Raw genomic sequence first — 15,511 nt, 5'->3', positions numbered from 1 at the left:
CGTGACAGCAGCATAGCGCATGGCGGCTGCCCGTTTCATTAAATCGACATAAGGAGAGGCGAAATGCCTGGCCGGTCCTTCGATCTACCAGGTAAAATCGCCGACATGCTGCCGTCGACCGCCACATTCCGCACCGGATTGCGCATTGCCGCTGCGTCCGCGGGCCGCATCCTCCCGGAACACCAGAATATCGCGTTCGAGCGGTGGCTGCGCGGCTATGAAGAAGCAAAGAAACTCGAACGGGCTGATGCCGTCATCGTCTCATTCGGTAAAAGCGGTCGCACCTGGCTCAGGGTCATGCTGACACGATATTTCACGCAGAAACATGGCCTGTCGTCACCGGTGATGATGGAATTCGACGAATTGAACCGGCGCCATTCCGCCATTCCCATTCTGTTTTTCACGCATGACAATTATTTGCACGACTATACCGGCACGGACGTGAAGTTCGACAATTACGGCCGCAGCAAGGTTGTGCTGCTCGTCCGCGATCCGCGCGATACGGCCATTTCCCAATATTTCCAATGGAAACATCGCATCCGCCGGCGCAAGAAGATCATCAATGCCTATCCGCTCGACGATCTCGGAGTCTATGACTTCATCGCCGGCGAGGCCGCCGGCATCCCGAAGATCATCCGTTTCATGAATGCCTGGGCCCGTGATCTCGACCGGTTCGCTGAGCTCAGCCTCTTGCGATATGAGGATTTGCGCGCCGACAATCACCGCGAGTTCGGCCGGCTGCTGGGCTTCCTCGGCCAATCGCCGGGGGAGCCTGAGATCGAGGACGCCGTCGCTTATGCCTCGATCGAGAACATGCGCAACCTGGAGCGCCAGAACTCGGGCAAGCTCGGCTTCAACATACGCCTCAAGCCCGCCGATGCGAATGACCCCTCGAGCTTCAAGGTCCGCCGTGGGAAAGTCGGCGGCTGGCGGGATTACCTGACGCCCGAAGAGGCGGAGAACATCGATCGCATGGTGCAAGCCGAGCTTTCCCCGGTCTTTCGCTATGGGGAAAATCAATAGGCCAGCACGTCGCATTTCGCCGGATAAGGCCCGCCTGGCGCATCGATCTCGAAACGCCCCGTCTCGATCCAGCCCTTGTCGATACCGCCTTCGCTGGAGATGAAACCGAGGGCCTCGGGCTTGCCGTTGAAGGGCCCCCAATGCCCCGATGTGGTCTGGCCTACCGTCTTTCCATCGCGCAAAATGCCTTCGTTGCCGTAGAGCGGGACTTCGGCCGACGCCATCGACACCCTGACGAGTTTTGTCTTCGTCGTCTCCCGGGCCGGAGCCTGATCATCAAGGTCGCGCGGCCAGGCCGGAACCCCTGCTCTGACCCGCAAGGCTTCGAGCGCGTAGTGGCCGCCCGGAATGAGCTTCCCTGAGCGGTCGAGGCTTTCGGCCACGTGGCCCGCGAATTCCGTCGATGTCACGACGAGCCAGGCGTCGATGCCATAGTGATCGCAGCGCAAGACGCGGCAAGGCGCATAGCCGATATGGAGATCACCCTCTTCAGCCGCGCCGATGATCTTCGCGCTGTCCGGCCCGATCAGGAGTAACACCGCGAGACCGGGCGTCACCTCCGTTACCGAGACATTACGTCCCGGCTGAACCCGCTTGCCGATCCAATGCAAATGCCGGCGTTCCGCCCCCGGCTCCGAGAGGATGAGGTAATGCCACTGCCCCATAGGTGCGATCGTCACTGCGGCTTCGATCGTGCCTTTGGACGTCGGCCAGATCGCCCGGCTCAATCCTGCTTTCGGCGCTTGCGATGACAGATCGGCGAGAGCAGCAGCGCTGTCCGGTCCCGACAAATCGATCTTCGCCAGGCCTGAAAGATCGAACAGGACTGCCGCATCGAGCGCGCGGCGGCATTCCTCGCTCGCCCAGCCTTCCCAGTTCTGATGACCATAGCTCAATTGCACTTCCACCTCGGCACCTGCCGGCGCATAGACGAGCGGCACTTCCCAGCCGGCCTTCTCGCCCATGACCGCCCGCTTCTCGATATGCCAATGATGCAGCGGCGAACGCCTCGCGCCGCGTGCCGATGAATATTCGCGATTGGGCCAGCCGACGGCATAAAGCACGCCCAGCGCCTCGACGGTACGGTCGTGGCGGAAGCTGCGGCTGATCTGGAAGGCGGGAGCGCGCGCCACATCGTAGGCCGAGAGACCCGGCGGCCTTTCGCGCGTGGCGATCCACTCCGCCATCGCCTTGCCGACGCCGCCGCCCGTCATCACGCCGACCGTGTTCATGCCGCAGGCGACGAACAGGTTCTTCACCTCGGGCGTCTCGCCCAGCAGGGCATTGCCGTCCGGGGTGAAACTTTCCGGACCGTTGAAGAAGATCTTGATCTCGGCTTTCTCGAGCAGCGGAAAGCGTTCCACCGCCGCGGTGAAGATCGGCTCGAAATGATCGAGATCCTCAGGCAGAGCGTCGAAGCAGAAGGATTCGGGGATGCGATCGAGCGCCCAGGGCTTGGCGCGGGGCTCGAGGCATCCGAACAGCAGCTTGCCGGTGTCTTCTTTATAATAGGTGCTCTCGTCCGGCACACGGATGAAAGGGATGTTGCGCTGGAGATCGGCGATAGGCTGGGTGACGGCATAGAAATGCTCGGCCGCCTGCAGCGGCAGGGCGACGCCATGGCCTTGCGCGAATTCGCGGCCCCACATGCCGCCGGCAATCACCACCGCATCGGCGCGGATGAATCCTTCCTTGGTGAACACGCCGGTCACCGCGCCGTTCTCGATCAAAAGTTTGTCGACCGGCATGTCCTCGCGAATGGTGGCGCCCTTCATCTTGGCGCCGCGCGCCAAGGCCTGAGTGGTGTCGACGGGGTTGGTGCGGCCATCGGTCGGAATATAGAGACCGGCCAACGCATCGTCGGTTTTGACATGCGGGCAAAGTCTTTGCACATCGGCGATCGAGACCATCTCGGCCTCGGCGCCATAGGCGCGCGCAAGCGCCATCACCCGCTGCATTTCCATGAAGCGCTCCGGGTTGAGCGCCAGCATGATGGAGCCCGATTTCTTGTAGCCGGTCGCCATGCCGGTCTCGGCCTCGAGCGAGCGATAGAGCTCGACGCTGTATTTCGCGAGCTCGGTCAGGATGCGGCTGCCGCGGAACTCGGCGACGCTGCCGACCGAATGCCAGGTCGTGCCGCAGCAGAGCTGCCGGCGCTCGAGCAGAAGCGTGTCGCTTATGCCGCGCTTGGCCAGATGATAGGCAATGGAGCAGCCGATGATGCCTCCGCCGATCACGATCACATCGACTTTATCCGGCATCATGCTTTCCTTGTCTCATTGAGCGCCCGCCATACCGCCTCGGGCATCGCCGGCATGTCGATGCGGTCATGACCGATGGCATCGGCAATGGCGTTCATGATCGCCGCCGGCGCGCCGATGCAGCCGATCTCGCCCGCACCTTTCATGCCGAGAATATTGTTGTCGGTGGGCAGATCCGCTTCGCCCAGGGTGAACATCGGCATGTCGTCGGCGCGCGGCAGACCGTAATCCATGAGGCTGCCGGTCAGAAGCTGGCCGGTCGCCGGGTCATAGAGAACCCGCTCGGTCAATGCCTGGCCTACGCCCTGCGCGATACCGCCATGGATCTGGCCCGCGACGACCTCCGGGTTGAGCCTTTTCCCCACGTCATCGACACCTGAGAACCGCGCGATCGTCACGCCGCCGGTGTCCGGATCGATCTCGACCTCGCAAATATAAGCGCCATTGGGGATGGTGAGGATATTGCCGTCGAGGGCCGCCTCGCCGCAGCACGGCGCCTTGGATTGGGCTGCGAGCGTACTGGCCAGATCGAACAGGCCGATCACGCGGTCGGTGCCCGTCACCCTGAACTCGCCCTGGCCATAGTCGAGATCGAGCGCATTGACCTCGAGCTCATCGGCCGCATGCTGCTTCGCTTGCTCGAGAAGCCGGTCCATCGCCCTGATCATGGTGACGCCGCCCACTTGCAGCGACGACGACCCGGCCGTCGGCCCGCCGCTGTCGGCCAAAGCGCTGTCGCCCTGCACGATCTTCACGCGATCGAAGGGAAGCCCGAGCTTCTGCGACATCAATTGTGCAAAGGTCGTCTCATGACTCTGGCCCGATGACTGCAGGCCCGTCTCCACAATCACCAGACCGGCGGGATCGAGGCGGACCCGCGAAATCTCCTGCGACGTGACGCCCGTCGTATGGATATAGAGGCCGATGCCGCGCCCGCGCCGCAGGCCTTTCTTCGCGCTCGCCTTGCGGCGCCTGTCGAAGCCTGCCCAGTCGGCGAGTTCGAGCGCGCTCGCCAGCACCTCAGGGAAATCGCCGCTGTCATAGATGACGCCATTGGCGGCCTTGTAGGGCATTTCCGGCGGCGTGATGAGATTGAGACGGCGGATCTCGATCGGCCCCAGGCCGGTTTCGCGTCCGGCGCGATCCATCAATCGTTCCAGCAGGTAAATCGATTCCGGCTTGCCGGAGCCGCGATAGGCATCGGTCGGCGCCGTGTTGGTATAGACGCCGCGCGACAGGAGATGCAGCGCCGGTATGCGATAGGGCCCGCAAGAGGTCGCGGCAAATCCGCCGGTATGGGTCGAAGGGCTCAAGGCCGAGGCATAAGCGCCGAGATTGGCAAAGGTCTTGATGCGCAAGCCCAGTATTCGGCCCTGTTTATCGAGGGCGAGCGACCCGCGGCTCACATGATCGCGCCCCGCGATATCGGCGAGATGACAGTCGAGCCGCGATGATATCCAGCGCACCGGCCGGCCGAGCTCCTTCGCCGCGAAGAGAAGCGCCGTCTGCTCCGGGCTGTTCACCAGCTTGGAGCCGAAGCTGCCGCCGACGTCGTTGGTGATGACCCGCAGCTTTTCAAGGCTCACGCCCAAGGTCGGAACAACGAGCCGGCGGATGAGATGGACCCCTTGCGAGGGCGTGTAGAGCGTATAGGTCCCGCTTGCAGCATCATAATCGGCCAGCGCGCCGCGCGGCTCGAGCGGACTGATCAGCACGCGGCCATTGACGACCTCTATATCGACAATTCGAGCTGCCCCGGTAAAGGCTGTTTCCGTCGCCTTGGCATCGCCTTTCTCCCAGAGGAAAGCCCGCTCCTCACTCTGCTTGACATCGAGAACGGGCGCGCGCTCCTCGCAATCGGCGAAGACCAGGCCCGCGGCCTGCGCCGCCGCCTCGTCCGTCTCGGCAATGACGATGGCGATCGGGTCTCCGACAAAGCGAACAGCATCCACGGCGAGCGCATGCCGGACCGGCGTATGGAACGGCTTGCCGTCGACGCTTTCGATCGGCCGGACGCAGGGAAGCGGTGAAAGCCCCGCGGCAACGAGATCCGTTCCGGTGAAGGCAGCGAGCACGCCCTTCACCTTCAGGGCCTCGCTGACATCGACCGATTTCAGGCCGGCACTGGCATAAGGCGATCGCGCGAAGGCGGCATGGACCTCGCCTTCGAGATGGATGTCGGCAATGTATCGGCCCGCTCCGGTGATGAAGCGGAGGTCCTCCGTCCGTCCCGTCTTTGCCGGGCGTGACACAGATCGGCGGGTGGGTGCGCCTACATCCGCTTTCATCGCAAGTCCACTCAATGCAGGAAGGAGGCTCCGACAACGTCGATCGTCGCACCCGTCGAATAGCTGGCCTTGCCGCTGGCGCAGAAGATCACGACATTGGCGACATCCTCGGGCGTGCCGAAGGCGCCGACCGGAATCTCGCGCAGCATCTCATCGGCGCCATAGATGGTGAGCATGTCGTCGGCCTGGCGGCTGTTGATGACGCCGGCGCAGACCAGGAAGGTCGAGATCTTGTCCTTGGCATAGAAGCGCGCGATGCCGCGCAGGAGCGAGTTCATGCCGCCCTTGGAGGCGCCGTCATGGAAGAAATCCGGCCGGTCGCCACGCACCGCGATGCGCGCCGTGATGCCGATGATGATGCCGCCGCCGACTTGCTTATAGTGCTTGACCGCCATGCGGGAGAGATGCGCCGTCGACACCAGGTTGGTGCGCAGCGCATGGATCCAATGCTCGTCCCATTCCTCGCTTCCCGCATCCATGCTGACCGGCTGGCGGATCGCGGCATTGTTGACCAGGACGTCGATGCGGCCTTTCCAGTCGACCGCCGTCTGCCACAAGCGATCGAGGTCGCGCCATTTCGCCATGTCGGCCTGGACCGGCAGGCAGCGGTCGCGGCCGATCTCGTCGGCGATCTTCTCGGCGCTCGCCTTGCTGCCGAGATAATTGAGCACGACGGATGCACCTTGCGCCGCGAGGCCGCGGACGATGCCCTCGCCGATGCCGCGCGAGCCGCCGGTCACCAGGATGGTCTTGCCCGTCAGGTCGGTGAAGTTTTTCATTTTTGTCCTCCCTTGGCCTCGGCCGGCGGCTGCTTCAATTCGCCCGAATGCCAGAGCACCGCTTCCTTCGACATGGCCTCGACGAGCAACTGGCCGAGCTTCTTTGATATGGGACCCGGCACGCCCTTGCCGATCGGCCGGCCGGAGATCTCGGTCACCGGCACGGCGAGCTCGAGCGTCGAACAGATGAACACCTCATCGGCCGCGGCCAGGGTGAAGGAATCGAACAGCATTTCTTTCACCTCGAAGCCTACCCGCCGGCCGATCTCGATCAAGGCGGCGCGGGTTATGCCCGGCAAGAGGTCGCGATCGGTTGGTGGCGTCATGATGGTGTTGTTGACGGCGGCGAAGACATTGTAGGCAATGCCCTCGGTGACGAAGCCCTCCTGGTCGGTGGCGATGCCGATATCGGCATGAGCGGCGGTCACATCGATCGCACCCAGCACGCTGTTGAGATAGTTGCAATGCTTGGTGCCGGAGGGCAGCGCGGCCGAAGGGATGCGCGGGCGCGACAGCATGAGCGCCTTGAGACCCGTCTCCATCTTCTCGGCGATCAGGCCCTTGTAATAATCCTTGAAGCCCGGAATGGGGATGATCGTCACATTGGGCTCAGGCTTGCGCAGCAGGCGGCGTTCCCATTTGATCGACGATATGCCTTCGCCGCGGCTGATCTGGATGCGCAGATAGCCGTCGAGCATCTGGTTCTCGGCAATGGTGCGATCGATCAGATCCAGCCATTCCCCGTCGCCATGCGGATTGTCGATGCGCAGATAAGCCAGACCCCGCTTCATCCGCTCGAGATGCGGCCAGAAGCGAAAGGGGGCCCGGTCCCAGACCGCGATCCCCTCGAAGATGCCGTCTCCATAGAGAAAGCAGCGGTCGAACACTGAGACCTTCGCCTCGCTGTCATCCATGAATTGGCCGTTCAAATAGACTTTTGTCACATCCGCTCCCGCGTCATGGATCGCCGATCTCAATCCACAGATTGCCGTTCTCGCTCTTCGTCACCGACGTGCCGGGATAGAGCACGACCGTCGTCAGATTCTGGTCGATCAAAGCCGGCCCCTCGACCGGGCGGCCGATTTCAAGCGCTGCTGCCTGATGGACGGGGAGATCGGCGACGCCGTCCAATTCCCGCAAATAGACCTTGCGTGTCTCGCGGCCGACCTTCTCCGATGAGGGAGTGTCATCGTCGTTCTGCCAGCTCTTGGGCAGCCTGCCGATCGCCATGGCCGACCATTCGGTGAATTCCACCGGATCGCCGCTGCGGACGAAATAGACCTTCTCATGGAGCTGATGGAAGGCTTCGAGCACCTGTACCAGCGCCATCTCATCGGCGATCTCGCCCTCAGGCAGCGCCAGCGACAATTGCCAGACCTGGCCGCGATAGCGCGCCTCGACCGAGAACTCGATCCTCCGGTCGGCGGCCGGCACGCGCATGCGCTCGAGATAGTCTTCAGCCTCCTTCGCCAAGACTGCGAGCGTTGCATTCACGCCGGCGAAGTCGAAGCGGGCGCTGGTCGCGGCGAAGCTCCTCGAGAAGCTTGACTTGATGTCGCTCGCCAGGATGCCGAAGGCCGAAAGGACGCCCGCGACCGGAGACACGACGACATGCTTGATGCCCAATTCGCGCGCCATCGGCACGGCGTGGAGGCCGGCTGCGGCGCCGCCGACCATCATGGTATATTCGCGTGGATCAATGCCCTGGCGAATGGTGATCTCCTCGATCGCCGCCACCATATTCTGCTCGACGGTGAGGCCGATGAGGCTCGCCGCCTCCAGCACGTCGATGCCGAGGGGCTTGGCGATGTGCGCCTCGATCACCGCTTTCGCCTTGTCGAGCGACAGGGTCATCGTGCCGCCGGCGAATTTGTCGGGGCTGAGGAAGCCGCGCACCAGATTGGAGTCGGTAACGGTCGGCAGGGTGCCGCCGCGGCCATAGCAGGCGGGACCCGGATAGGAGCCGCTGCTCTCCGGCCCGACATGGACGAAGCCGCCGGCATCCACCCGGGCGATGCTGCCGCCCCCGGCGCCGATGGTCTTGACCTCGACCGAAGGCACGCCGAACACATGGCCTGCGATCACGCCTTCGCGATGCATCGGTATGGTCCAGTCCGAGACGATGCTGATATCGAAGCTCGTGCCGCCCATATCGACGACGATGATATTGCCGTTGTCTCGGGCCTCACGCCTGAGCACTTGGTTGGCCGCCTCGGGTGCGGCTGAAGGTCCGGAAAGGCATAGGCTGATCGGACGCGCCACGACTTCGCGCGCCGCGGTCTGGCCGCCGCTCGAAGTCACGAAAGTGAGAAGACCCTTGAGCCCGGCGGCCCGGAGCTCGTTCTCCAATTCGTTGATGGCGCGACCGGCCAGCGGCTTCAAGGACGCATCGATCGCGGTTGCCGAGGTGCGGCGATATTCCCTGAGAGTCGGGCTCGTCCTGTGGCTCAGACTATAGGGAATGCCCGGGCAGATCTGCTCGATGAGGCGCGCGAGCTTGATCTCATGTTCCGGATTGGCGATCGACCACAGCAGCGAGACGGCGATAGCCTCGACGCCCCAGCTTTTCACCTCTTCGAGCGCTCGGGCGGCTTGAGCGACGGAGAGCGGAATCTCGATCCCGCCTTCGCTGTTGATGCGCTCCTCGATGCCTATGGTCAGGCGGCGCGGAATATAGGGCGGCGGATAGTCGATGGCGATATTATAGGTGTCCTGCTTGCCGCCTTCGCGAATGAGAAGCGTGTCGCGGAAGCCTTGCGTGCACAGGAGGGCGGTCCGGGCATATTTGCCTTCGAGAATGGCATTGGTGGCGACCGTCGTGCCGCAAGCGAGCTTGCTGCAGGCGCCGAGCAATTCCTCGCGCGTCCGGCCGAGATTGTCGGCGATGAGCGAAAGCCCTTGCAGGATGCCGCCGCTGATCTGGCCAGGCGTCGTCGGCGCCTTGAACGAGCGCACGCGTCCGGCCGCATCCTGGAGCACGAGATCGGTGAACGTGCCCCCGACATCGACAGCGATCTGATAGGTCATGACGCCACCCGCCGGTCTTTGAGCTCCTGCCGGCGCTCGAGCGTGGCCGGCTGATCGACTTCCCCGTCTTTCAGGATCACTCCGAAGACATCGCGCGCGCGTTCCGCCGAGATGACACCTTCCCGGACATCGCGGCGGACAAGATCGGCTGCGCGTCGCAGCGGATCGCCGAAGCCGCCGCCGCCGCAGCCTTGTGACAGCAGCCGCTCGCCGGATGCGATCACCGTGTCGACGGAGATCGGCAATTCCTCGACCACGCCATCCGTTCCCATCCTGGCAATGCGCATGGATGCTGCGGCAAGGCCGCCCGCCGCCCCTTGCGGCGGGTTCTGCCGTGAGGCCGAATTGACGATGAAGCGGACGGGATTCTGGCGCGCTTTTATCGAGCAGTCGGCACCGGGAGCGCCCTGCCACTCGCCGGCTCCGCCTGAATCCTGCCGGATTTCCAGCTTCTCGATGAGGATCGGCTGTTGCTGCTCCACCACCTCGACGCTGGACTGCCAGAGAATGCCTTGCGAGCAGCCGCTGCCATAGGTCAGCCAGCCGTCATGGCCATGCATGGCGGGCCCACCCCAGTAGCCCATGATGACCTGATTGACGAAAGGCTGGCTGGTGCGATGGTCGAGACCGCTGATCACGGCGCAAGAGCCCGGCATGCCGATCGTGCCATAGGCGGTGCCGAGATCGGGCCTCAAGTCGGCGAACATCGATTGGATATGCGGGACAAGCGCGTGGCAGAGATTGGTGGTCGCCGCCGATGTCGCGGCCGGGAATTTCGGCCGGCCGATGGCCGAGCCGTCGCGGAGCAGCAATTGCACCCGCTTGAAGGAGCCGGTGCAGCGCGGCACGTCGGGACCCAGGATATTGAGCACCGCGGTCATGCAGGCGGCCGTCACCGTGCTTTCGGTGAGATTGATGCCGAGCGGCAGATTGTCGACATTACCGGTGAGGTCGACCGTCACCGTCGCGTCCTCGGGATCGACGGTAAGCGTGGCGCGAATGGGGATGCCGTCCGGCAGGCCTTTATATTCGGAATCGTAGAGCATCTCCTTGCTCACCGTTCCCGCCGGCAGCTTGCGAATGGCGTCGACCGCCATGCGCTCGGCATATTTCTGGAATTCCTCGAGGAAGGCCTCGATCTTGGGCGAGCCATATTTCCCGCACAGCTCGACCAGTCGGTTCTCGCCGGTTCTGACCGCCGCCAGGACCGCGAGATAGTCGCCATAGAACTGGTCCGGCACTCTTATATTGGCGCGGCAGATATCGATGACTTCCGGAACGTCCGCGTAATCCTTCTGGATGCGCACGCAAGGCAGGATCAATCCTTCCTCATAGACGTCCTTCGCGGTCGGGCTGTAGGTCGTCGGCGTCGGGAAGCCCATGTCGCCCAGATGCGCGCGGGCGATGACATAGAACACGATGCGGCCTTCGAAGAAGACCGGCGCACAGACGGTGAAATCGGCGCAATGGGTGTTGCCGAGATAGCCGCTATTGTTGACGAAGCAGTCGCCGGGGCGGATGTCCTTGCCGAATTTCGCCGCCACCGCCTTGGGGATGAGATCGATGGCGCCGACATGCACGGGCAGGCCTTGCGCCAGGCTGATCGAGCGGAACTGGTGATCGGTGAGGCTGCAGGAGAAATCCATCGCGGTGTTGAGCACGCCCGACCGGCCCGACTTGAACAGCGCATTGATCATCTCGCGGATGATCGCCTCGAACCGACGCCGGATCACGACCATGGTGAAGAGATCGATGGGCGCGGCTTCGATTTCGGGAGCAGTTTTACGAAGCAATCGCTTCCTCCGCAGTGGTTCTTGTTGGAGGGAGCCTCGCAGCGCCCATGATCATTGCCAGCGGATTCTTACGGCCGGCGCATACGAGCGTCGACTAATATCTTTTGATCAGCCCTATCAAACGTGATGATAAACCATGCATTTATTGCAAGGATTTGAGCGCCGCCTCGATATAGCCGACGAACAGCTGGGCCGGCGCCGACAGGGTCTTCTGGCCCGGGAAAGCGGCGATGAGGGTGCGGTGGATCTCGGGCTCGACCAGATGGAAGCTCTTCAATTCACCGCGCTCCACGGCGCTTTTGACGGCGGCGGCCGGCAGTATGGAGTTCCAGCCGGCATCGCGGATGAGGCCGAACACGACGGCAAGTGAATCGACCTCCATCGTGGCGGTGAGCTTCAGTCCGGCGCGCTCCAGCTCATTGTCGATCAGGATGCGGGTGAGATTCTGGGAAGACGGCAGAACCAGTCGCAGATCCTGGATATCGGCGCATTTGACCTCAGGACCGGAGATCGTGCTGTTGAGATTGGTGACCAGCAGCAGTTCCTCGGTTACCAGCCGCTGATAGCGCAAGCGCCGTTCTTCCTCGAACTCGCTCAGGACCGCGACGTCGAGCTTGCCCTCGACCAGCCATTCGACCAGATGCGCGCTGTAGCCCTCATGCACGGTGAGCTGCACATCCGGGTTCTGGGTACAGAATTCGGTGAGCACGGCCGGCAGGATGCCCAGCGCCACCGAAGGCGGTACCCCGACTGAGAGATTGCCGATCAGGCGCCCGGAAATGTTGCGCAGCTCCTCCTTCACCGCTTCGAGGCGCTTCAATATGTCGACACACAAGGGATAGAGCCGTGCCGCCGCGGCGTTGGGGATGACACCCTGGGCCGAGCGTTCGAAGAGGACCGTGCCGTTGTCGACCTCGAGCCGGCGGATCTGCATGCTGACGGCGGGCTGCACCACATGCAGCCGGCGGGCCGCCTTGGTGATGCTCCTCTCTTCATAGAGAGCGACGAAATATTGGATTTGCCGAAAGTCCATCTTGTTTACCGTGACGTGACGGCGCGGCGTCTCCGCTCCGTCCCTCCGCCACTTACCCTCCCCTATTATTCATGATGGCCGCCATCATCAGACTTTATTGGATTTCCATTTGCAAATCATCAAAGTAGTTCGCGCTCTCATCACTATCGGTGCCTTGAATGGGCGATCGGATTTCAGCGGGTAGCAGACCCATTCGAGTGCTCATGGCCAAGGTCGGCCTTGACGGCCACGATGTGGGCGCGCGCGTCGTTGCGCGCGGATTGCTCGAGTCAGGAATGGAAGTCATCTATACCGGGATCAGGCGCACGCCGCAGCAGATCGTCCGCACCGCCGTCGACGAGGATGTCGATGTCGTCGGCGTCAGCATCCTCTCCGGCGCCCATGACGTCCTCCTGCCGCGCCTCAGGCAGCTCCTCGACCAGGCCGGCGCGCAGTCGATCATCCTCATCGCCGGCGGTGTGATCCCGCAAGAGGACATACCCGAGCTCACCCGCCAGGGCGTGGCCCGCGTCTTCCTTTCCGGCACCTCGATCGCCGAGATCGCCCAAGCGATCAAAGGCCTGGTGGCGCAGAAGGACGCGGTTTCGTGAGCATCGACGCTCCCGTGCAGAACGCTTTTCGGCATTTCGCCGGACGCACCGCCTTGATCGACGGTGGCCGGCGCTGGACCTTTGCCGAGCTTGAGCACCTCGTGAATTCGATCGCCGGCGGATTGAGCCAGGCGCTGCGGCCCGGCAGTCGGGTCGGCCTTTTCATGAAGAACCGCGCCGAATATCTCGTCCTGCAACTGGCGCTCGAGCGTGCCGGCCTGGTGCGTGTCCCGCTCAACGCGCTCTATACGGCGCATGAGGTGGAGAAGATCGTCGAGGATTGCGAGGCGGCGGCGGTCTTCTGCGATGCTGCGTGCGAAGCGAAGCTTAAAGGTCTCGATCAGAGCGGGCTCTGGCAATGCAATGTGGAAGGCTCCGCGACGGGCGGGCGCGATTGGAAAGCCCTGACTCAAGCACCGGCACAAGCGTCTTCGGGCCTCGACGACCTCGATGCGCTGGGCTCGATCAACTACACGTCGGGCTCATCGGGCCAACCCAAGGGCGTCATGCTGACGCACCGCAATTGGCGCTCGGTCACCAAGAACATGCTCATCGACCGCGATATCCGCGGCAGCGACCGGCTCGCCCATATAGGTCCCCTCACCCATGCAAGCGGCACCTATTTCACGCCATTCCTGTTGCGCGGCGCCACCAACATCATCGTGAACGGCAACTGGCAGCAGCTCCTTGCCACCATCGAGCAGGAGAAAGTGACGGCCTTCAGCTGCGTTCCGACGGTCCTGACCCGCATCCTCAATTCGCCCGATATCGAGCGTCACGACACGACGAGCCTGCGCTGGATCGGCTATGGCGCGGAAGCGATCCAGCCGACGACCCTCGACAAGGCGGTCAAGCGCTGGGGGGCCATTCTCACCCATAATTACGGGCTGACCGAGGCGATGATGACCTGCACGCGGCTCGGTGCCGATGATCATTTCGAGCAGCGGCCGGATGGCAGCTCCATGCTGCGCCATGGCTGCATCGGCTCGCCCTATACATTCGTCGACATCGTGCTGCGTGCGCCCGACGGCACGCCGGTCAGGAGTGGTGAGACCGGCGAGATCACCATCCGGGCCGAGCATGTCATGCAAGGCTATTGGAAGCGGCCCAAGGAAACGGCGGAGGTGCTGAAAGACGGCTGGCTGTGGTCGGGCGATCTCGCCAGGATCGGCGGCGACGGCCTCATCTATCTCGTCGGCCGCAGCAAGGAGATGCTGATCAGCGGCGGCTTCAACATCTATCCGCGTGAGATCGAGACCTGCCTGTCGGGCTGTCCGGGCATCGAGGAAGCGGCCGTCATCGGCATGCCCGACCGGGAATTCGGCGAGATCGCCGTCGCCTTCGTGGTCGCAAGCTCGGGCCACACCGCGACGGCCTCGGCCTGCGAAGCCCATTGCAAGCCGATCCTGGGTTTCCGCACGCCGAAACGCTGGCATTTCCTGGCCGCCCTGCCGCGCACCGGCAACGGCAAGGTCGACAAGACCGCGCTCAAGAACCAGCTCAGCCATGAGGCGATAGGCTCGTGATCAACGACACTGATGTCTATATCGGCGCCGTCGCTCGCACAGCCTTCGGCCGGTTCGGCGGAAAGCTCAAGGACATCGCCGGACCCGAGCTCGGCGCATTGGCGATCGACGAGACGATCAGCCGCTCGGGCGTCGACGCTCAAGCCATCGAGGCCGTCTATGCCGGCGTCGGCATGATCGGGAGCGCCGTGCTGACCCCTGCCCGCCGGGCGGTCCTGCGGTCACGCAAGCTCAAGGACTCCACGCCCTCACTGACGGTCGACCGCGCCTGCTGTTCAGGGCTGACGGCGATCAGCCTCGGTTGGAAGGATATCCGCCTCGGCCTTGCCGATGCCGTCCTGTGCGGCGGCTTCGAAAACCTGAGCCAGACGCCGTTCCTGTGGCCGCGCCAGCGCGGTGCCAAGCCGGGCGCGGTCGATATCAACGATCCGCTCTTGCTGCGTGCCGAGTTCCTCGACAAGGCGATCGCCGCCTATACTGGCGAGGAAGCGATGCGCCTCGGCATCACGCGCGCCGATCAGGATCAGTGGGCGCTCAAGAGCCACGAGAAATATTTCAAGGCCCAGGCGCAGGACTATTTCGATTTCGAATGCTTCCCGCTCATCAGCAATGATGCGCCTTTCGAGGCCGATGAATCGCCGCGCAGCGACACATCGCTTGCCAAGCTCGCGAGCCTCAAGCCCGTCTATGGCAGCCCCACGGTCACGCCCGGCAATGCGCCGGGCTTGAGCGACGGTGCCGCTTTCGTTCTCCTGCTGTCCGGGCGCTTCGCTCGCGCCCATGGCGTGACGCCGCTGGCTCGGATCATCGGTTACACCCAGGTCGCCTCGGGGCCGACCACGGGAAGCTATACGCCCGGGATCGCCATCGCCGAGCTTCTGCGGCGGACGAATGTCGGGCTCGACGACATCAGGCAGTTCGAGATCAACGAAGCCTTCGCCGCGACGCCGCTCGCCAGCACCTTGCATCTCGCCCTTGGCGATCGCGGCAAAGTGGAGAAGCTGCGCGAGCACACGAACCCCTATGGTGGCGCGGTGGCCATCGGCCATCCGCTCGGCGCCAGCGGCGCACGCCTCGCCATGACCATTGCCAACGGGCTCAGGCGGAATGGCGGCGGCATCGGCGCCGCGGCCATTTGCGGCGGCTATGGCCAGGGCGACGCGCTGCTGCTCGCGGTCGAATAGGTGGCGC

Annotated in this window: 11 protein-coding genes; 4 read left to right on the top strand and 7 right to left on the bottom strand. The window is 63.5% G+C overall.

From position 1 onward, the window contains the following. Positions 1-63: 63 nt before the first annotated feature. Positions 64-1,023 carry a sulfotransferase domain-containing protein gene (locus tag DS839_RS26290; RefSeq protein WP_119273455.1) on the top strand — a complete coding sequence of 320 codons (960 nt, stop codon included), beginning with the start codon at positions 64-66 and terminating at the stop codon, positions 1,021-1,023. Here DS839_RS26290 and DS839_RS26285 read toward each other — a convergent pair. From DS839_RS26285 to DS839_RS26255, 7 genes are all read right to left on the bottom strand, one after another. Next, a complete protein-coding gene (locus DS839_RS26285; RefSeq protein ID WP_119273454.1) occupies positions 1,017-3,287 on the bottom strand; it encodes an FAD-dependent oxidoreductase in 2,271 nt (756 codons plus the stop codon). The two genes, DS839_RS26290 and DS839_RS26285, sit on opposite strands and share 7 nt — an antisense overlap. Continuing rightward, positions 3,284-5,572: a xanthine dehydrogenase family protein molybdopterin-binding subunit gene (locus DS839_RS26280; protein WP_119273453.1), complete on the bottom strand. Its 2,289-nt coding sequence runs from the start codon at positions 5,570-5,572 to the stop codon at positions 3,284-3,286. The genes DS839_RS26285 and DS839_RS26280 overlap by 4 nt, the downstream gene beginning before the upstream one ends. 11 nt (positions 5,573-5,583) lie before the next feature. Then, positions 5,584-6,351, bottom strand: coding sequence for an SDR family NAD(P)-dependent oxidoreductase (locus DS839_RS26275; protein WP_119273452.1), 768 nt, complete (start codon positions 6,349-6,351; stop codon positions 5,584-5,586). Beyond that, entirely contained in the window at positions 6,348-7,295 is a 948-nt protein-coding gene (locus DS839_RS26270) for an aminotransferase class IV (protein ID WP_162918805.1), read from the bottom strand. The genes DS839_RS26275 and DS839_RS26270 overlap by 4 nt, the downstream gene beginning before the upstream one ends. Before the next feature lie 13 nt (positions 7,296-7,308). Next, entirely contained in the window at positions 7,309-9,378 is a 2,070-nt protein-coding gene (locus DS839_RS26265; RefSeq protein ID WP_119273450.1) for a hydantoinase/oxoprolinase family protein, read from the bottom strand. After that, the gene (locus DS839_RS26260) at positions 9,375-11,171 is read right to left on the bottom strand and encodes a hydantoinase B/oxoprolinase family protein (protein ID WP_368911930.1); all 1,797 of its coding nucleotides are present in this window, start codon (positions 11,169-11,171) and stop codon (positions 9,375-9,377) included. The genes DS839_RS26265 and DS839_RS26260 overlap by 4 nt, the downstream gene beginning before the upstream one ends. A 142-nt stretch (positions 11,172-11,313) precedes the next feature. Further along, positions 11,314-12,204 (bottom strand): LysR family transcriptional regulator, encoded by an 891-nt coding sequence (locus DS839_RS26255; RefSeq protein ID WP_119273449.1) that lies wholly within the window; start codon positions 12,202-12,204, stop codon positions 11,314-11,316. Between the two features lie 158 nt (positions 12,205-12,362). Here DS839_RS26255 and DS839_RS26250 point away from each other — a divergent pair, with 158 nt between their 5' ends. From DS839_RS26250 to DS839_RS26240, 3 genes are read left to right on the top strand one after another with little or no spacing between them, the layout of a single operon-like run. Next, on the top strand, positions 12,363-12,794 hold the full coding sequence (locus tag DS839_RS26250) for a cobalamin B12-binding domain-containing protein (RefSeq protein WP_119273448.1): 432 nt from the start codon (positions 12,363-12,365) through the stop codon (positions 12,792-12,794). Next, entirely contained in the window at positions 12,791-14,320 is a 1,530-nt protein-coding gene (locus DS839_RS26245; protein WP_119273447.1) for a class I adenylate-forming enzyme family protein, read from the top strand. Before DS839_RS26250 ends, DS839_RS26245 begins: the two co-directional genes overlap by 4 nt. Continuing rightward, positions 14,317-15,504, top strand: a complete 1,188-nt coding sequence (locus tag DS839_RS26240) for a thiolase family protein (RefSeq protein WP_119273446.1) — start codon at positions 14,317-14,319, stop codon at positions 15,502-15,504. The genes DS839_RS26245 and DS839_RS26240 overlap by 4 nt, the downstream gene beginning before the upstream one ends. Positions 15,505-15,511: the final 7 nt, after the last annotated feature.

It is taken from the genome of Taklimakanibacter deserti, from assembly GCA_003574785.1.
This window is presented reverse-complemented; position numbering and strand designations above follow the sequence as displayed.